Here is a 17,705-nt window from a genome sequence, read left to right on the forward strand (position 1 = left end):
GTTACCTGTATTGACGTTTTGACATTCTATTGACAGATTGTAGGGAATGAGGGGCATTTTATGGAGAATCCGCACTGCAACTCAGTCGATTATGCGAACGGAATCCCCACCTCTCACTACTGACCTGACCAGGTAAAAAACAAAAAAGGCCGGGCGGTAAAAGCCTTTGCAAAGGGCAAAACAACATACATCACAATTGGAGCAGAAGAATGAGTATTTCCTTGAAGAAGTCAGGGATGCTGAAGCTTGGTTTGAGCCTGGTGGCCATGACCGTTGCAGCAAGCGTGCAGGCCAAAACCCTGGTTTATTGTTCAGAAGGCTCGCCGGAAGGCTTTAACCCACAGCTCTTTACGTCTGGCACCACCTATGATGCCAGCTCCGTACCTATCTATAACCGTCTGGTTGAATTCAAAACCGGCACCACGGAAGTGATCCCGGGTCTTGCTGAGAAGTGGGATATCAGCGAAGACGGTAAAACCTATACGTTCCACCTACGTAAAGGGGTGAAATGGCAATCCAGCAAGGATTTCAAACCCACGCGCGAGCTGAACGCCGATGATGTCGTGTTCTCTTTTGACCGGCAGAAAAACGAGCAGAACCCGTACCATAAAGTGTCTGGCGGCAGCTATGAATACTTTGAAGGCATGGGGCTGCCGGATCTGATTAGCGAAGTGAAGAAGGTCGACGATCACACGGTGCAGTTTGTGCTGACGCGTCCGGAAGCGCCGTTCCTTGCCGATTTAGCCATGGACTTCGCCTCTATTCTTTCCAAAGAATATGCTGACAACATGCTGAAAGCCGGTACGCCGGAAAAAGTGGATCTGAACCCGGTCGGCACTGGCCCGTTCCAACTGGTGCAATATCAGAAAGACTCCCGCATTCTCTACAAAGCTTTTGACGGCTACTGGGGCACGAAGCCGCAGATCGACCGCCTGGTCTTCTCCATCACGCCTGACGCCTCTGTGCGTTACGCCAAACTGCAGAAGAACGAATGTCAGGTGATGCCGTATCCGAACCCGGCGGATATTGCGCGCATGAAAGAAGATAAAAACATCAACCTGATGGAGCAGGCTGGCCTGAACGTGGGTTATCTCTCCTATAACGTGCAGAAAAAACCGCTGGATGATGTCAAAGTTCGCCAGGCGTTGACCTATGCCGTGAATAAAGAGGCCATCATCAAAGCCGTTTATCAGGGCGCGGGCGTTGCGGCGAAAAACCTGATCCCGCCGACAATGTGGGGCTACAACGACGATATTAAAGACTACGGCTACGATCCGGAAAAAGCGAAGGCGCTGCTGAAAGAAGCCGGCCTGGAAAAAGGCTTCACCATCGATCTATGGGCGATGCCGGTACAGCGTCCCTATAACCCGAATGCGCGTCGTATGGCGGAAATGATCCAGGCGGACTGGGCGAAGATTGGCGTTCAGGCCAAAATTGTCACCTATGAATGGGGCGAATACCTCAAGCGCGCTAAAGATGGCGAGCACCAGACGGTGATGATGGGCTGGACCGGCGATAATGGCGATCCGGATAACTTCTTCGCCACTTTGTTCAGCTGCGATGCCGCCCAGCAAGGCTCCAACTATTCAAAATGGTGTTATAAGCCGTTTGAAGACCTGATTCAGCCTGCGCGTGCGACCGATGACCACAACAAGCGTATTGAGCTCTATAAACAGGCCCAGGTTGTGATGCATGACCAGGCGCCAGCGCTGATCATCGCTCACTCCACGGTTTATGAGCCAGTGCGTAAAGAAGTTAAAGGCTATGTGGTTGATCCATTAGGCAAACATCACTTCGAAAACGTCTCTGTCGAATAATTAAAAGAGCGCTGCGCCCCGGTGTTGTGTAGGCCGGATAAGCGCAGCGCCATCCGGCGTAATGCTTTATCCGCGATGCAGTTTGCGTGGGATAAGATTTGTGAGCAATACAGACTCACGGTTCCAGGCCGTGCGTCATGAGAGAGAATTCGGGTTATGTTGCAGTTCATTCTCCGACGTTTGGGACTCGTTATCCCGACGTTTATCGGTATTACCCTTCTCACCTTTGCCTTTGTCCACATGATCCCCGGCGATCCGGTGATGATCATGGCGGGTGAGCGAGGTATTTCCCCTGAGCGTCATGCTCAACTGCTGGCTGAACTCGGTCTTGATAAACCGATGTGGCAGCAGTACCTCCATTATATCTGGGGGGTGATGCATGGCGATTTAGGCATCTCGCTGAAAAGCCGAATCCCCGTGTGGGACGAGTTTGTGCCTCGCTTTAAAGCGACGCTGGAACTTGGCGTCTGCGCCATGATTTTTGCCGTCGCCGTGGGGATTCCGGTGGGCGTGCTGGCCGCAGTGAAGCGCGGTTCTATCTTCGATCACACTGCCGTTGGCCTGGCGCTGACCGGTTACTCTATGCCTATCTTCTGGTGGGGCATGATGCTGATCATGCTGGTCTCCGTCCACTGGAACCTGACGCCGGTTTCCGGGCGCGTGAGCGATATGGTGTTCCTTGATGATACCAATCCGTTGACGGGCTTTATGCTGATCGACACCGCTATCTGGGGCGAAGAGGGTAACTTTATTGATGCGCTGGCGCATATGATCCTGCCTGCGATGGTGCTCGGCACAATCCCGCTGGCCGTCATTGTGCGTATGACCCGTTCGTCGATGCTGGAAGTGCTGGGGGAGGATTACATCCGTACCGCACGCGCCAAAGGGTTGACCAGGATGCGCGTCATTATCGTCCATGCTCTGCGTAACGCCATGCTGCCAGTCGTCACCGTGATCGGCCTGCAGGTGGGTACGCTGTTGGCGGGCGCGATTCTGACAGAAACTATCTTCTCGTGGCCCGGTCTGGGGCGCTGGCTGATCGATGCGCTGCAACGCCGCGATTATCCGGTAGTGCAGGGCGGCGTGTTACTGGTAGCGACGATGATTATTCTCGTCAACCTGCTGGTAGACCTGCTGTACGGCGTGGTGAACCCGCGTATTCGGCATAAGAAGTAAGGGGCCATCATGTCACAGGTTACTGAAAATAATGTTAATGCCGCACCGGCGCCCATGACGCCATTGCGGGAGTTCTGGCACTATTTTAAACGCAACAAAGGCGCGGTCGTCGGGCTGGCGTATGTTCTCATCGTGATCCTGATTGCGGTGTTTGCCAACTTTATTGCGCCGTACAACCCGGCAGAGCAGTTCCGCGATGCGCTGCTGGCGCCGCCGGTCTGGCAGGAAGGCGGCAGTTGGGCGCATATTCTGGGAACGGATGATGTTGGTCGCGATGTCCTCTCGCGCCTGATGTATGGCGCGCGTTTGTCACTGCTGGTCGGCTGTCTGGTGGTCGTCCTGTCGCTGGTAATGGGGATTATTCTCGGCCTGGTCGCGGGCTACTTCGGCGGTCTGGTCGATAACATCATCATGCGCGTGGTCGATATTATGCTGGCCCTGCCGAGCCTGCTGCTGGCGCTGGTGCTGGTGGCGATCTTCGGCCCCTCCATCGGCAACGCTGCGCTGGCGTTGACGTTTGTGGCGCTGCCGCACTATGTCCGCTTAACCCGCGCGGCGGTTCTGGTAGAGGTGAACCGCGATTATGTGACTGCCTCCCGCGTGGCGGGCGCAGGCGCGATGCGTCAGATGTTCGTCAATATTTTCCCGAACTGCCTTGCGCCGCTGATCGTTCAGGCATCGCTCGGTTTCTCTAACGCCATTCTCGATATGGCCGCCCTCGGCTTTCTTGGCATGGGCGCACAGCCGCCAACGCCGGAGTGGGGCACCATGCTCTCTGACGTTCTGCAGTTTGCCCAAAGCGCCTGGTGGGTCGTGACCTTCCCGGGGCTGGCGATTCTGCTGACGGTACTGGCATTTAACCTGATGGGTGACGGTCTGCGTGACGCGCTCGATCCCAAACTGAAGCAGTAAGAGGTTCGAGATGGCGTTATTAAATGTAGATCAATTATCGGTGCACTTCGGCGATGAAGGGACACCGTTCAAAGCCGTCGACCGCATTAGCTACAGCGTGAAGCAGGGTGAGGTGGTCGGTATTGTCGGCGAGTCTGGTTCCGGCAAATCCGTCAGCTCGCTGGCGATTATGGGGCTTATCGATTACCCAGGCCGCGTGATGGCGGAAAACCTGCTCTTTAACGGACAGGATCTGAAGCGCATTTCCGAGAAGGAACGTCGCAACCTGGTGGGCGCTGAAGTGGCGATGATTTTCCAGGACCCGATGACCAGCCTCAATCCTTGCTATACCGTTGGCTTTCAGATTATGGAAGCCATCAAGGTACATCAGGGCGGGAACAAGAAAACCCGTCGTCAGCGAGCGATTGACCTGTTGAACCAGGTGGGTATTCCCGATCCGGCTTCTCGTCTGGATGTCTATCCGCACCAGCTTTCTGGCGGCATGAGTCAGCGCGTGATGATTGCGATGGCAATAGCCTGTCGACCAAAGCTGTTAATTGCTGATGAACCGACCACGGCGCTGGATGTGACCATTCAGGCGCAAATCATTGAGCTGCTGCTGGAGTTGCAGCAAAAAGAGAACATGGCGCTGGTGCTGATTACCCATGACCTGGCGCTGGTGGCGGAAGCGGCGCACAAAATTATCGTCATGTACGCCGGGCAGGTCGTCGAAACAGGCGCTGCGCAGGATATTTTCCGCGCGCCGCGTCATCCGTATACCCAGGCATTGCTACGTGCGTTACCAGAGTTTGCGCAAGATAAAGCGCGTCTGGCGTCGCTGCCGGGCGTGGTGCCGGGGAAATATGACCGACCGACGGGTTGTCTGCTTAACCCTCGCTGCCCCTACGCCACGGACAGATGTCGTGCGGAAGAACCTGCTCTCAACCAACTGGACGATGGACGTCAGTCAAAATGTCATTACCCACTCGATGATGCCGGGAGGCCCACACTATGAGTACGCATGAGGCCACCTTGCAACAGCCGCTGTTGCGGGCTATCGACCTGAAAAAACACTATCCGGTGAAGAAGGGGATCTTTTCTCCGGAACGGCTGGTAAAAGCGCTGGACGGCGTGTCGTTTAATCTCGAACGCGGTAAAACGCTGGCCGTAGTGGGGGAGTCCGGTTGTGGAAAATCCACACTGGGTCGCCTGCTGACGATGATTGAAACGCCAACCGGCGGCGAGCTTTATTACCAGGGGCAGGATCTGCTCAAACACGATCCGCACGCGCAGAAACTGCGGCGGCAGAAAATTCAGATTGTGTTTCAGAACCCCTACGGTTCCCTGAACCCACGCAAGAAAGTGGGGCAAATTCTGGAAGAGCCGTTGCTGATCAATACCAGCCTGAGTAAAGCGCAGCGTCGTGAAAAAGCGCTGGCGATGATGGCGAAGGTGGGGCTGAAAACCGAGCACTACGACCGCTATCCGCATATGTTCTCCGGTGGCCAGCGTCAGCGTATCGCTATCGCCCGCGGTCTGATGCTTGATCCGGACGTAGTGATTGCCGACGAACCGGTTTCCGCGCTCGACGTGTCGGTGCGCGCTCAGGTGCTGAACCTGATGATGGATTTGCAACAGGATATGGGGCTGTCTTATGTCTTTATCTCGCACGACCTGTCGGTGGTGGAACACATCGCCGATGAAGTGATGGTCATGTACTTAGGCCGCTGCGTGGAGAAAGGGACCAAAGAGCAGATTTTTAACAATCCACGTCATCCCTATACCCAGGCGTTGCTCTCCGCCACGCCGCGGCTGAATCCGGACGATCGCCGTGAGCGGATTAAGCTGACCGGCGAGTTGCCGAGCCCGCTGAACCCGCCGCCGGGCTGCGCCTTCAACGCCCGCTGCAGCCGTCGCTTCGGACCCTGTACGCAGTTACAGCCGCAGCTTAAAGAGTACGACGGCCAGTTGGTGGCCTGCTTTGCCGTCGATCAGGATGAAAACCCGCAGAAGCCGCTGAGTTAATTGCGTTTTATGCCGGATGGCGGCTGCGCCTTATCAAGCCTACACCGTACCTGTAGGCCTGGTAAGCGTAGCGCCACCGGGCATGGCTCTCCGGTACGACTTATTCAATCAATTTTAATAACGGCGACAGGCACAACAATATTCCATATAACAGAATAAGCCAGGTTTTCAGGCCGCGTAATTTTTCCAGTTGCGCTACTTTATAAATCAGGAAAAAGGGAATAATACACGCGACAATGCCATAAAGCGGACTGCCTAACTGGAAAAAGACCAATACTGAGACGCGAAACGAAACCCAAATAACCAGAGTAACCACGATAAAGACACAGATTCCAGATGTCAGTAACAGTGGGTTGACGTTTTTGACATCCATAATACGACTCAATACATTCAGTACAATACCTTTAAGCGCTTCGTGAAAACCTAAATAAATACCAAAGAACGCGGTAAGTACGGCAAAAATATTGAGGATGGTAGAGGTAATATGGATGATATGGCCAGGGATTACCTGAGCTGCCAGCGCAAGGGCGGAAATATTCTGCTCGAACGCTGATACCGCCTCTTCATGGCTAATCGAAAAGGTAAACGAGAACGAGAAAAAGAGAATAATGGCAATCAGCGTAATATAGCTAATGCGATGCGTGCGAATCGCCATCCGGGTGGCCAGCACACGGTCAGGTTCGCGCTTACGATAGGCGATGTTCATTGGGTTTAGCACCTGAATGAAGACCGCAGAAAAGAAGCAAAATGGGATAGTGAGCAGTACGTCGCGAAAGAAAACCGATGCGGCGGGAAAGGCGGAAATATTATCAAGATTCCAGTGTGGGATCATCGCAAATCCGAATATCAGAATGATCCCGACTTTTACCACCACCATCGGGCCGGAAATTTTAAATAATAACTTTTCCCCGCCGGAGGCAATCACCACCAACACGGCGAAAATCGCGACTTTATAGATAATAGACTGCGAAAGATCGGCCTCAGTAAGGCCGAAGGTTTTGATATAGGAGGCGCTATCAAACACCACCGACAGGGAGTAAATAAACACCCCGTGGATAATCATAAGAAAATAGATTACACCGAGAAAAACGCCCCAGTTTTTGCCAAGATAGTGACTGATAATATCCGTATAATCGTCACAGGTTTCGCTTTCAGATAACGTTTTTAGATAAATATCCTGCACAATATAGGTAGCGGGATAGGCGATGATAAAAGCGGTAATAAATACCCAGATCCCCTTGAGACCGATTTGCACTGGCATTAAGACGGTACCGGCGCCGATCGCCATACCGATACACAAGAGCACCCAGCCAAAATCATATTTTGTAAACGGTAATCTCGTTGAAAGCGGTGTGGTCGTAGCGTTACTGTTATTTAATGGTAATGTGTCGTCCTGCATAGAGCCCCCTGCCCAAAATATACGCAGCTCTCTCATAAAGAATGCTGCCTATAACCAGGCTATAGTGCCTTGATACCCGATGCGGCAAACCGGTGACAGCGGTTCGCCGAGCAATCGTCAGAATGCTGCTTTTCTGCTGGCGCGTTCAAGGTCATGAATAATATCGTCGGGATCTTCAGGTCCCGCTGAAAGACGGATAAGTTCGTCGGTAATACCTGCTTTTAGCCATTCCTCTGGCGCAACAGGCGAATATGTCATAGACGCAGGATGCTGAACGAGGGTTTCGGTATCACCGGGACTGGCCGCGAGGAGGCATAATTTACAGAATTGAGCGGCTGACTGCCAGCCTCAGAAATGCTGAATGTTAAAAGTAATCGTCTGCGAAGCGTCACGCAGATTGCACGTTAGCGCCGTGCCGGGACGGGGATTTTGCCGTAATATCAGCAGCAAGCCGGGTTTACCCGGTGAGGCGCAATGTTGCGGGGGCTTGATCCCCGGCGGCATAGGTTGCTGGATAGAGAAAACCCCCGCACGTTGACTGGTATAAACCTGGCAACCTGACGGGGGCTAACTTGAACCTCAACACATCAAGGATAGCCGCGAACGGTTGCCATTGCAACAAGGCGGCTATATGACGCTTACGCAGTTGGGCGTGGCCTTCTGGCACGATCTGGCGGCGCCGATCATTGCTGGCATTATCGCCAGTGTGATCGTCAACTGGCTACGTGACAGGAAGTAACGCGTTTTGAGCGTCTGTCCGCCGTAATGGCAACATGCGCCCGAACCAGGCCGCAGGGGAAACCTTGCGGCCTTTTTCGGTTTACTGCGGGTAAGGCACCCAGTCGCCGCCATTCAGACGAACGTAGGGCTTACCCTGGTACTGAATCACCACCGCATTAGCGTTTTCTGAAACCGGCGCGGTTTGCGGCAGATTGCTGGTCAGCTTGTTCCAGTTCACACTGTCTTCGGTAAAGAGCTTACCGTCCACGGCGCGTACGACCAGTTCGGAAATCGCCAGGTAGCTGCTCGGCTGATTAATATCAATCGGCGCGCCCTCATGCGGGGCTTTCATGCCAAAAAATTTCACGCCCGCCGGGACGTTGGTGATGGAGGGGCTGGGAATATCGCGCAGGCCTGATATCTGCATTCTGTCGCCCTTCAGCGCGCCGCCGTGCTCCGGTACGACGACCACCATCACCTTACGCCCGGATTTCTCCAGTTCGGTAAAGAAGGCGTCCAGTTCATCGAACAGTTTCTGCGCGCGGATTTTATAATCCGCCGTTTTGCTGACGCCGGGGAAATGGTTGCCATCGTGCAGCGGCAGCAGGTTAAAGAAAGTCGCGGAGCGGGAATTGGCTTCACGTTCTTCCCCTGCCAACCAGCGGTTCAGGACCGCCAAATCGTCATATACCGGCGAGCCGTCGAATGACAGCAGGGCGGTTGGCAGGCCGGACTGGTTCATCAGTTCGCTCTGCATACCGCCGTTTTCGCGAACTTCTTTCAGGAAGCCGCCAAATTCACCGTTATGATCCATCATCAGATGCTGAGTAAAGCCCAGTTTCGCCAGATTATCAAACAGATAACATTCGTTATCGGCTGGTTGATAAAGTCGGGTATGCGATGGTTGACCACAGCTGGCGCGCAGCAGACGAATGGCCGCCGGGCCGCTGTAAGACGTGCCGGAATTAAAGTGTTTAAACAAAATGTCAAAGTGCGACCATAGCGGATGTGACATCAAGCCTGCCGCTTCGACATCCGACCAGGAGAGCGAACAAATATTGATGACCAATAGGTCGAACGGCTGCGCATCAGGCGGAAGCTGCGCCGGGAACGTCGTTTTCCGCTTTTCTTCCGCGGCATAGAAGGTGTTCAACCAGGCGTTCAGATTCGCGGTCGTCGGCGGCGCGGTTTGCGCAGGCATATCGCCGATGACCGGCTTATCGCCCGCTGTCGCGACGGTAGCGGCCGCATTACCGCCAGTCGTCGTCACCGTATCGGTTGGCTGGCCTGCCGGCCACAGCGTAAAAACCGGGCCGGTTAATGTCAGGACATTCAGCCATACCATGATGGCGACCACAAACACCGTGACCCGAATCCACTGTGATAAAAAAAGCCAGGCAACCAGCAGTACGAAGATGGCGCCGATCATTTGCCAGTTAATAAAACGGGCGATCAGATCGAGCAGATAACCGGAGCTGAATTCCGCCACCTGCGTCCCCTGACTCATAATGCTTTGCGGGCCGGGCAGCCAGGTATCATGCCAGAACAGCGCGAAGCCGACGGGAATGGCAATCCAGTGGCGCAACCGGTGAAGGCGATACTTTGGTATTGGCATGAGCAGAAACGCCATGAATACCAAATTCAGTAAAGGATGAAAATTCAGATAGCCTGCCCACAGCAGGCCAAACTTGACCAGAAAATAGAAGTTCCAGCCGGAAAGACCGCGCCAGTACTGCCAGAGCGGAGAAGGCATTGAAGGAGTTTGAGTATGCTGAGTCATTTTTTGTCTGCCTTGACTTTCGTAGCGCGGCGCAGAGTTCCGGCTGGTTTTACATAACGAGGTTTGGCAAATAGCAGCCGGGTTGTATCACTGATACGGCGTAGCGAATGACGCGCCAGATACCCCAGCGGAAAGAAAATCAGCGCGCAAAAAAGAATAATTTGCACGATATCGCTGATGGTCATCATGATGCACGCTCCGCGGTGTCGTCGAGCAATCGCAGGGGTTCAGGAATACGACGCCAGATGCGGCCATCGTGTTCGGCATTTATTACCGGGTCGGCGCGTTTTGCCAGCGGTAGCGGCGTTCCCCACAGTTCCGGCGACAATAAGCGCATCTGCACCAGCTCGGCGCTGATTTGTTTATCTTCGAACCAGACCATACGATTAGAGAAAATATCGCCCGTCGGCAAAGGGAAAATATGGTTTAACGCGGTATCCAGATCGTTGACCCGGCAGAATGATAAAAACAGCACCAGACGGTTGCCGCCGATGGTCATAATATCGCCGGTTCGGTTTGGCCGACATAATGTTAACGCCTGCTCAACCCGAATGCCCGGTACCGGGCGCAGCGCGACCAGAACGCCTTTCCCATCGGCGGGGAGCAGGGTGTTGCTCATCATCGTATGGATGGCATCGCAAAAGGTATCCCACGGCTGAAAACCGCGCAGTTTCAACGGCTGCGTCATCGACAGTAGCGTGGTGATGTCTTCCGGTACGTAACGGCTGAACTGCTGCCCCTGCACGCTTTCAATAAGCGTCAGGCAGCGTGAAAGCGGGGCGTTCCAGGGAATGATCATATTCGCGCCGCAGCCCAGCAGCAGGCGCTCATCGGTGGCGCGCAAACTGGCGATATTTTCGCGCACGACAATTTTCAGCGCGCTTCCCCGCTGGCGCCGCAAAGTATGAATGCGACGAGCAAGCGGCTCGATTTGGTTGTTCTGTGTAAGCGAAAAAATAATTGTCGCGGCCTGCGCCGTGCGCGCGTCGTTGAATAGCGCTTCGTTATTGTCGAAAAGCGTCCAGTGTTCCGAGAGCGGCGGCGCGCCTTCAAGGACGGCGACGTGGCTAAGAATGCGTTTTTCGTCGCTACGCGGCTGAATTGCCGTCTCCTCCTGATGGGATAGCGTCCAGCGTTCGTCCTGCTGACACAGCAATAACTGCTGTCGGGCGCTGACGCCTTTTTCGTTACACCAGAAGGCAATATCGAACAAATGTTGGTCGCCCTGAAAACGTAAACTGGCGAGGCCGAAAAGTGAGCGATACTCGCCCATCAACAACGAGGACTGTTTATCGCTATTATTACAAGGGTTAATAACCAACAATGAACAGTGATGAAAACGAGTCCATTTATTCATTTTTTCCAGCCATTTATGCAGGCTTTCTGACGTTATATTCCGCCACGTGTTATTTGCACAAATAAGAATGAAAAAGTAATGCGTCGGGTTAACAGAACAAAGCAAATCGTGGGGCAAAGAGTATAGCCCTTTTTCTGAATCCGGCATGGTAAATAAGCGGATTTTCTCCGGACCGTGAGATTCATCTAATTTGATTACTTTGCCAGGATCGCCTTCCATGCCGATGACGGCGACATTTGCATTCTCCGTTTGTGACGCAATCGTTTGATTCACCAGGCTGATGGCATCTTGCTGGCGATCGGCGTTAACCCACCAGACGCCGCCGGTTGGCATATGGCGCAGTTCATCCCATAATGATGAGATGCCGAGAGAAAATACGGGGTCCACAGTGTCCCTCATGTCACTATTTTAACTGTTTATCAGTTTACTAGCGAAAGCACAGAAATAAACCTAACATTGAAATTAAAACGCATCAGATTTAGCATGTGAATCAATTTGCCCGGCAGGATGCCCTGTAACTCTGCGCTTTGCATTTTTACACATTATAAATGATGTCACGGAAAGATGAAAAATGCGCGTTCTCCCGTATTGACGACGGGGCGTAATGCTGCCAGTGAGAAATATTTAAAAAGGAGCAACCAGAATGTATAACAATGAACCTGGCGCTCAGTCCGATCCAACGTTGGGCTACACTTTTCAAAATGATTTTCTGGCATTAAGCCAGGCGTTTTCACTACCCGAAATAGATTACACCGATATTTCCCAACGTGAACAGTTGGCGGCGGCGATTAAAAGATGGCCACTCCTGGCTGAATTTGCGCAACCACATTCATTAAGGAAGCCATGAATGGCGATTCTGGGACTGCAGGGCGTGCGCGGCGGGGTGGGAACCACATCTCTCACCGCAGCACTCGCCTGGGCGTTACAAATCTTAGGGGAAAATGTCCTGGTGATTGACGCCAGCCCCGATAACCTGCTGCGCATGTCGTTTAACGTCGACTTCGTCCATCAGGGCGGTTGGGCGCGATCGTTGCTGGACGGCCAGGACTGGCGCGATGCCGGATTACGTTATACCTCACAGCTTGATCTACTGCCGTTTGGACAGCTCACCGCGCAAGAGCGGGAAAATCCGCAGGCCTGGCAGGAGACGCTGGGAGAGATCGGATCGGCTATCCAGGCGCTGAAAGCGAGCGGGCGTTATAGCTGGATTTTACTGGACTTGCCCTACGGCGCGTCACCGCTGACAGGGCAGCTGGTGAGCCTCTGCGACCATACGCTGGCGATAGCCCAGGTTGACGCTAACTGCCATATTCGCCTTCATCAGCAGGCATTGCCTGCCGGAGCGCATATTCTGATCAATGACTTACGCATTGGCAGTCAGTTACAGGACGATCTGTACCAGGTCTGGCTGCAAAGCCAGCGCCGGTTGCTGCCCATTGTGATCCATCGCGATGAGGCGATGGCGGAGTGCATGGCGTCGAAACAGCCGTTAGGCGAATATCGCAGCGATTCGTTAGCCGCCGAAGAGGTGTTAACGCTGGCGAACTGGTGCCTGCTGCATGATGCGGGCGACAAAACGTCCGCCGGGAGCCTGCGATGAGCGCCCTTTCCCGGTGGCTGCTTATCCCGCCGGTTAGCGCGCGTTTGAGCGAGCGCTATCAGGGTTACCGCCGCCACGGCGCGTCGCCGTTTAGCGCAGCGCTCGGCTGCCTGTGGACGATTCTGGCGTGGATAGTGTTTCCGCTTGAGCATCCGCGCTGGCAGCGTATTCGCGACGGGCATAAAGCGCTTTATCCGCATATTAACGCCGCCCGCCCGCGCCCGCTGGACCCGGCCCGCTACCTCATTCAGACCCTCTGGCTGGTGATGATCTCGTCGACTAAAGAACGTCATGAACCGCGCTGGCGGTCATTTGCGCGCCTGAAGGACGTTCGTGGACGTTACCATCAATGGATGGATACCTTACCGGAACGGGTGCGCCAAAAGACAACGCATCTGGAAAAGGAAAAAGAGCTGGGACATCTTAGCAACGGCGCCCGGCGTTTTATTCTGGGCGTTATCGTGACCTTTTCACTGATACTGGCGCTGATCTGTATTACGCAGCCATTTAACCCGCTATCGCAATTTATCTTTCTGCTGTTGCTGTGGGGCGTTGCGCTGTTGGTACGACGTATGCCGGGACGCTTTTCCGCGCTGATGCTCATCGTGCTGTCGCTAACGGTCTCCTGTCGTTATATCTGGTGGCGCTATACCTCGACGCTAAATTGGGACGACCCGGTCAGTCTGGTGTGCGGGCTGATTCTGCTGTTTGCGGAAACCTACGCCTGGATTGTGCTGGTGCTGGGGTACTTCCAGGTGGTGTGGCCGTTAAATCGTCAACCGGTGCCGTTGCCGAAAGAAATGTCGCAGTGGCCGACGGTGGATATTTTTGTACCGACCTATAACGAAGACCTTAATGTGGTCAAAAATACCATTTACGCTTCGCTTGGCATTGACTGGCCGAAGGACAAGCTGAATATCTGGATCCTTGATGACGGCGGGCGCGAATCATTTCGTCAGTTTGCCCGACATGTTGGCGTGCATTACATTGCCCGCGCCACGCACGAACATGCCAAAGCCGGCAACATCAACAATGCGCTAAAACACGCGAAAGGCGAGTTTGTGGCGATCTTCGATTGCGACCATGTGCCGACACGCTCGTTTCTGCAAATGACAATGGGCTGGTTCCTGAAAGAAAAACAGCTGGCGATGATGCAGACGCCGCATCATTTCTTCTCCCCGGACCCGTTTGAGCGCAACCTGGGACGTTTTCGTAAAACGCCTAACGAAGGCACGCTGTTTTACGGACTGGTGCAGGACGGTAACGATATGTGGGACGCCACTTTCTTTTGCGGATCGTGCGCGGTGATTCGCCGTAAGCCGCTGGATGAGATTGGCGGTATCGCCGTTGAGACGGTGACGGAAGATGCGCATACTTCGCTCCGGCTGCACCGGCGAGGTTATACCTCAGCGTATATGCGCATTCCGCAGGCGGCGGGGCTGGCGACGGAAAGCCTGTCGGCGCATATCGGGCAGCGTATTCGTTGGGCGCGGGGCATGGTGCAAATTTTCCGCCTCGATAACCCTCTGTTTGGTAAAGGCTTAAAACTGGCGCAGCGGCTGTGCTACCTCAACGCGATGTTCCATTTCTTGTCCGGCATTCCGCGCCTGATCTTTCTGACCGCGCCGCTGGCTTTTCTGCTGCTGCACGCCTATATCATTTATGCGCCTGCGTTGATGATTGCGCTATTTGTGATACCGCACATGGTCCACGCCAGCCTGACTAACTCGAAGATTCAGGGCAAGTATCGTCACTCTTTCTGGAGTGAAATCTATGAAACGGTACTGGCATGGTATATCGCACCGCCGACTCTGGTCGCGTTGATCAATCCGCACAAAGGGAAATTTAACGTCACGGCGAAAGGCGGGCTGGTGGAAGAGAAGTACGTCGACTGGGTAATCTCGCGTCCGTATATCTTCCTTGTCTTGCTTAACCTGCTCGGCGTGGCGGCGGGCGTATGGCGATACTATTACGGGCCGGAAAATGAAACGCTGACCGTCATCGTTAGCCTGGTGTGGGTCTTCTATAACCTGGTCATTCTCGGCGGCGCGGTTGCGGTTGCGGTTTCGGTAGAGAGTAAACAGGTCAGGCGCGCGCATCGGGTCGAGATTGCCATGCCGGGGGCCATCGCCCGCGAAGATGGACATTTGTTCTCCTGTACCGTACATGACTTCTCCGACGGCGGGTTAGGCATCAAGATCAACGGTCAGGCGCAGGTGCTGGAAGGGCAGAAAGTGAATCTGTTGCTTAAACGCGGGCAGCAGGAATATGTCTTTCCAACGCAGGTGGTGCGCGTAACGGGCAATGAGGTCGGGCTACAACTGATGCCGCTCACCACCAAACAACATATTGATTTTGTGCAGTGTACCTTCGCGCGCGCCGATACGTGGGCGCTTTGGCAAGATAGCTTCCCGGAAGATAAACCGCTGGAAAGCTTGCTGGATATTCTGAAGCTGGGCTTCCGCGGATATCGCCACCTCGCGGAATTCGCGCCGCCTTCAGTAAAAGTAATTTTCCGATCGTTGACGGCGTTAATTGCCTGGATTGTATCGTTTATTCCGCGTCGCCCGGAGCGGCAAGCGGCGATACAGCCGTCGGATCGGGTTATGGCTCAGGCTCAACAATGATGATAATGCGATGAAAAGAAAATTGTCCTGGATGTGTGCGGCGGTAATAGGATTAAGCGCGTTTCCTGCTTTCATGACGGCGGCGGCGCCTGCTACGCCGCCATTGATAAATGCTGAACCCACCGAGCCTGCGCCGTCGCCCGCAACTGAGGCGCCCGTCGTGGCGCAGACCGCGCCTTCGCGCGAGGTCAAGCTGACCTTTGCGCAAATCGCGCCGCCGCCGGGTAGTATGGCGCTGCGTGGCGTTAACCCTAACGGCGGCATTGAATTTGGTATGCGCAGCGATGAAGTGGCGTCGAAAGCGGTGCTGAATCTGGAATATACGCCCTCGCCGTCGCTCCTGCCGGTTCAGTCGCAGCTTAAGGTTTATCTCAATGATGAACTGATGGGCGTACTGCCGGTGACAAAAGAGCAGTTGGGGAAAAAGACGCTGGCGCAGGTACCTATCAATCCGCTATTTATCACCGATTTTAACCGGGTGCGGCTGGAGTTTGTCGGCCACTATCGCGACGTGTGTGAAAACCCGGCCAGCAGTACTCTGTGGTTAGACATCGGGCGAAATAGCGCCCTGGATCTGACCTATAACATGCTGGCGGTGAATAACGATCTGTCCCACTTCCCGGTGCCGTTTTTTGATCCGCGGGATAACCGTCCGGTGACGTTGCCGATAGTGTTTGCTGACATGCCTGATCTGGCGCAGCAGCAGGCGGCTTCTATTGTCTCGTCCTGGTTTGGCTCGCGGGCGGGCTGGCGCGGTCAGCGCTTCCCGGTGTTGTATAATCACCTGCCGGATCGCAATGCGATCGTGTTCGCCACCAACGATCGACGCCCCGATTTCCTGCGCGATCATCCTGCGGTTAACGCGCCGGTTATCGAGATGATGAGCCATCCGGATAATCCGTATGTGAAGTTGCTGGTCGTGTTTGGTCGAGATGATAAAGACCTGTTGCAGGCGGCAAAAGGTATCGCGCAAGGGAATATTCTCTTTCGTGGTTCCAGCGTGGTGGTTAACGATGTAAAACCGCTGCTGGCGCGCAAACCGTATGATGCGCCGAACTGGGTGCGTACCGATCGCCCGGTCACTTTTGGCGAGCTGAAAACCTATGAAGAGCAGCTCCAGTCGAGTGGGCTGGAGCCGGCGCCCATCAACGTTTCTTTGAATCTGCCGCCGGACCTCTATTTGCTGCGTAGCAACGGTATTGATATGGATCTCAACTACCGTTATACCTCGCCGCCGACCAAAGACAGTTCACGGCTGGACATCAGTCTGAATAACCAGTTCCTGCAAGCCTTTAGCCTTAACAGCACGCAGGAAACTAATCGACTCCTGTTGCGCTTGCCGGTACTTCAGGGACTGCTGGATGGTAAAACGGATGTGTCTATTCCGGCGCTCAAACTGGGGGCGATGAACCAACTACGTTTTGACTTCCGCTACATGAACCCGATGCCGGGCGGGTCGGTGGACAACTGTATTACCTTCCAGCCGGTACCGAATCATGTGGTGATAGGGGATGACTCCACTATCGATTTTTCGAAATATTACCACTTTATCGCGATGCCGGATTTACGCGCGTTCGCCAATGCGGGTTTCCCGTTCAGCCGGATGGCCGACCTGTCTGACACGCTGGCGGTGATGCCGAAGACCCCAACCGAAGCGCAAATGGAAACGCTGTTGAATACGGTCGGCGCCATTGGCGGGCAGACCGGTTTCCCGGCAATTAATCTGACCATCACCGATGATAGCGCTCAGATAGCCGACAAAGACGCCGATCTGCTGATTATTGGCGCTATTCCGGGCAAGCTAAAAGACGATAAGCGTATCGATCTGTTGGTGCAGGCGACACAAAGCTGGGTAAAAACCCCGATGCGGCAGACCGCTTTCCCGTCGATTATGCCGGATGAGGCCGATCGCGCGGCGGATGCGCAGTCCACCGTCACCGCCAGCGGCCCGATGGCGGCGGTGGTGGGCTTCCAGTCGCCGTTTAATGATCAGCGCAGCGTGATTGCTCTGCTGGCTGACAGCCCGCGCGGCTACCAGTTACTGAACGACGCCGTGAACGACAGCGGTAAACGCGCCGCGATGTTTGGTTCCGTGGCGGTGATCCGCGAGTCCGGCGTTCACAGTCTGCGCGTTGGCGATATCTATTACGTCGGACATCTGCCGTGGTTTGAGCGGCTGTGGTATGCGCTGGCGAATCACCCGGTGCTGCTGGCGGTACTGGCGGCCCTCAGTGTGGTATTACTGGCGTGGGTATTGTGGCGTCTGCTACGTATTCTCAGTCGCCGTCGTCTCGACCCTGACCATGAGTAACG

At 54.4% G+C, this 17,705-nt stretch carries 14 protein-coding genes and 1 pseudogene; 10 read left to right on the forward strand and 5 right to left on the reverse strand.

Annotated features, from left to right (window positions below):
* The first annotated feature begins 209 nt into the window (after positions 1–209).
* From dppA to dppF, 5 genes are all read left to right on the forward strand, one after another.
* A complete protein-coding gene (dppA, locus tag ACH0WD_RS12015; protein WP_000028047.1) occupies positions 210–1,817 on the forward strand; it encodes a dipeptide ABC transporter periplasmic-binding protein DppA in 1,608 nt (535 codons plus the stop codon).
* A 156-nt stretch (positions 1,818–1,973) separates the two neighbouring features.
* The gene (gene dppB / locus ACH0WD_RS12020; protein ID WP_000938843.1) at positions 1,974–2,993 is read left to right on the forward strand and encodes a dipeptide ABC transporter permease DppB; all 1,020 of its coding nucleotides are present in this window, start codon (positions 1,974–1,976) and stop codon (positions 2,991–2,993) included.
* Between the two features lie 9 nt (positions 2,994–3,002).
* A complete protein-coding gene (dppC, locus tag ACH0WD_RS12025; protein WP_000084690.1) occupies positions 3,003–3,905 on the forward strand; it encodes a dipeptide ABC transporter permease DppC in 903 nt (300 codons plus the stop codon).
* 10 nt (positions 3,906–3,915) lie between these two features.
* Entirely contained in the window at positions 3,916–4,899 is a 984-nt protein-coding gene (gene dppD, locus ACH0WD_RS12030) for a dipeptide ABC transporter ATP-binding protein (protein ID WP_001196509.1), read from the forward strand.
* Positions 4,896–5,909: a dipeptide ABC transporter ATP-binding subunit DppF gene (dppF, locus tag ACH0WD_RS12035; protein ID WP_000103563.1), complete on the forward strand. Its 1,014-nt coding sequence runs from the start codon at positions 4,896–4,898 to the stop codon at positions 5,907–5,909. The genes dppD and dppF overlap by 4 nt, the downstream gene beginning before the upstream one ends.
* 100 nt (positions 5,910–6,009) lie before the next feature.
* On the opposite strand, the gene ACH0WD_RS12040 is transcribed toward dppF, so the two are convergent.
* A complete protein-coding gene (locus ACH0WD_RS12040) occupies positions 6,010–7,308 on the reverse strand; it encodes an aromatic amino acid transport family protein (RefSeq protein ID WP_001150179.1) in 1,299 nt (432 codons plus the stop codon).
* Between the two features lie 117 nt (positions 7,309–7,425).
* Positions 7,426–7,646, reverse strand: a pseudogene (locus ACH0WD_RS12045) (PLP-dependent transferase); the annotation flags it as partial.
* A gap of 293 nt (positions 7,647–7,939) precedes the next feature.
* On the opposite strand from ACH0WD_RS12045, the gene ACH0WD_RS12050 reads away from it, so the two are divergent.
* Entirely contained in the window at positions 7,940–8,047 is a 108-nt protein-coding gene (locus ACH0WD_RS12050) for a type I toxin-antitoxin system toxin Ldr family protein (protein WP_001537650.1), read from the forward strand.
* An 81-nt stretch (positions 8,048–8,128) separates the two neighbouring features.
* Here ACH0WD_RS12050 and bcsG read toward each other — a convergent pair whose 3' ends face one another.
* Genes bcsG through bcsE form a run of 3 tightly spaced genes read right to left on the reverse strand, consistent with a single transcriptional unit; the run spans position 8,129 to position 11,564 of the window.
* Positions 8,129–9,808: a cellulose biosynthesis protein BcsG gene (gene bcsG, locus ACH0WD_RS12055; protein WP_000192021.1), complete on the reverse strand. Its 1,680-nt coding sequence runs from the start codon at positions 9,806–9,808 to the stop codon at positions 8,129–8,131.
* The gene (gene bcsF / locus ACH0WD_RS12060; RefSeq protein ID WP_000988321.1) at positions 9,805–9,996 is read right to left on the reverse strand and encodes a cellulose biosynthesis protein BcsF; all 192 of its coding nucleotides are present in this window, start codon (positions 9,994–9,996) and stop codon (positions 9,805–9,807) included. Before bcsF ends, bcsG begins: the two co-directional genes overlap by 4 nt.
* A complete protein-coding gene (bcsE, locus tag ACH0WD_RS12065) occupies positions 9,993–11,564 on the reverse strand; it encodes a cellulose biosynthesis c-di-GMP-binding protein BcsE (protein ID WP_001205771.1) in 1,572 nt (523 codons plus the stop codon). Before bcsE ends, bcsF begins: the two co-directional genes overlap by 4 nt.
* A 244-nt stretch (positions 11,565–11,808) precedes the next feature.
* Here bcsE and bcsR point away from each other — a divergent pair, with 244 nt between their 5' ends.
* From bcsR to bcsB, 4 genes are read left to right on the forward strand one after another with little or no spacing between them, the layout of a single operon-like run.
* Positions 11,809–12,012: a cellulose biosynthesis protein BcsR gene (gene bcsR, locus ACH0WD_RS12070; protein WP_000282616.1), complete on the forward strand. Its 204-nt coding sequence runs from the start codon at positions 11,809–11,811 to the stop codon at positions 12,010–12,012.
* On the forward strand, positions 12,013–12,765 hold the full coding sequence (gene bcsQ, locus ACH0WD_RS12075; protein WP_000996115.1) for a cellulose biosynthesis protein BcsQ: 753 nt from the start codon (positions 12,013–12,015) through the stop codon (positions 12,763–12,765).
* Positions 12,762–15,392: a UDP-forming cellulose synthase catalytic subunit gene (bcsA, locus tag ACH0WD_RS12080; RefSeq protein ID WP_006646025.1), complete on the forward strand. Its 2,631-nt coding sequence runs from the start codon at positions 12,762–12,764 to the stop codon at positions 15,390–15,392. Before bcsQ ends, bcsA begins: the two co-directional genes overlap by 4 nt.
* Before the next feature lie 10 nt (positions 15,393–15,402).
* Positions 15,403–17,703, forward strand: coding sequence for a cellulose biosynthesis cyclic di-GMP-binding regulatory protein BcsB (gene bcsB, locus ACH0WD_RS12085; RefSeq protein ID WP_000823814.1), 2,301 nt, complete (start codon positions 15,403–15,405; stop codon positions 17,701–17,703).
* Positions 17,704–17,705: the final 2 nt, after the last annotated feature.

This window comes from Salmonella sp. 2020_1395 (genome assembly GCF_043848115.1).
GTDB classification, from domain to species: domain Bacteria; phylum Pseudomonadota; class Gammaproteobacteria; order Enterobacterales; family Enterobacteriaceae; genus Salmonella; species Salmonella enterica.

What these genes read in the sequence shown, in the direction of transcription:
- bcsQ (WP_000996115.1), top strand. Translation starts at nt 12,013, where the DNA reads ATGGCGATTCTGGGACTGCAGGGCGTGCGCGGCGGGGTGGGAACCACA.
- bcsG (WP_000192021.1), bottom strand. Translation starts at nt 9,808, where the DNA reads ATGACTCAGCATACTCAAACTCCTTCAATGCCTTCTCCGCTCTGGCAG.
- dppF (WP_000103563.1), top strand. Translation starts at nt 4,896, where the DNA reads ATGAGTACGCATGAGGCCACCTTGCAACAGCCGCTGTTGCGGGCTATC.
- bcsB (WP_000823814.1), top strand. Translation starts at nt 15,403, where the DNA reads ATGAAAAGAAAATTGTCCTGGATGTGTGCGGCGGTAATAGGATTAAGC.
- dppD (WP_001196509.1), top strand. Translation starts at nt 3,916, where the DNA reads ATGGCGTTATTAAATGTAGATCAATTATCGGTGCACTTCGGCGATGAA.
- dppA (WP_000028047.1), top strand. Translation starts at nt 210, where the DNA reads ATGAGTATTTCCTTGAAGAAGTCAGGGATGCTGAAGCTTGGTTTGAGC.
- dppC (WP_000084690.1), top strand. Translation starts at nt 3,003, where the DNA reads ATGTCACAGGTTACTGAAAATAATGTTAATGCCGCACCGGCGCCCATG.
- ACH0WD_RS12040 (WP_001150179.1), bottom strand. Translation starts at nt 7,308, where the DNA reads ATGCAGGACGACACATTACCATTAAATAACAGTAACGCTACGACCACA.
- dppB (WP_000938843.1), top strand. Translation starts at nt 1,974, where the DNA reads ATGTTGCAGTTCATTCTCCGACGTTTGGGACTCGTTATCCCGACGTTT.
- bcsR (WP_000282616.1), top strand. Translation starts at nt 11,809, where the DNA reads ATGTATAACAATGAACCTGGCGCTCAGTCCGATCCAACGTTGGGCTAC.
- bcsE (WP_001205771.1), bottom strand. Translation starts at nt 11,564, where the DNA reads ATGAGGGACACTGTGGACCCCGTATTTTCTCTCGGCATCTCATCATTA.
- bcsA (WP_006646025.1), top strand. Translation starts at nt 12,762, where the DNA reads ATGAGCGCCCTTTCCCGGTGGCTGCTTATCCCGCCGGTTAGCGCGCGT.
- ACH0WD_RS12050 (WP_001537650.1), top strand. Translation starts at nt 7,940, where the DNA reads ATGACGCTTACGCAGTTGGGCGTGGCCTTCTGGCACGATCTGGCGGCG.
- bcsF (WP_000988321.1), bottom strand. Translation starts at nt 9,996, where the DNA reads ATGATGACCATCAGCGATATCGTGCAAATTATTCTTTTTTGCGCGCTG.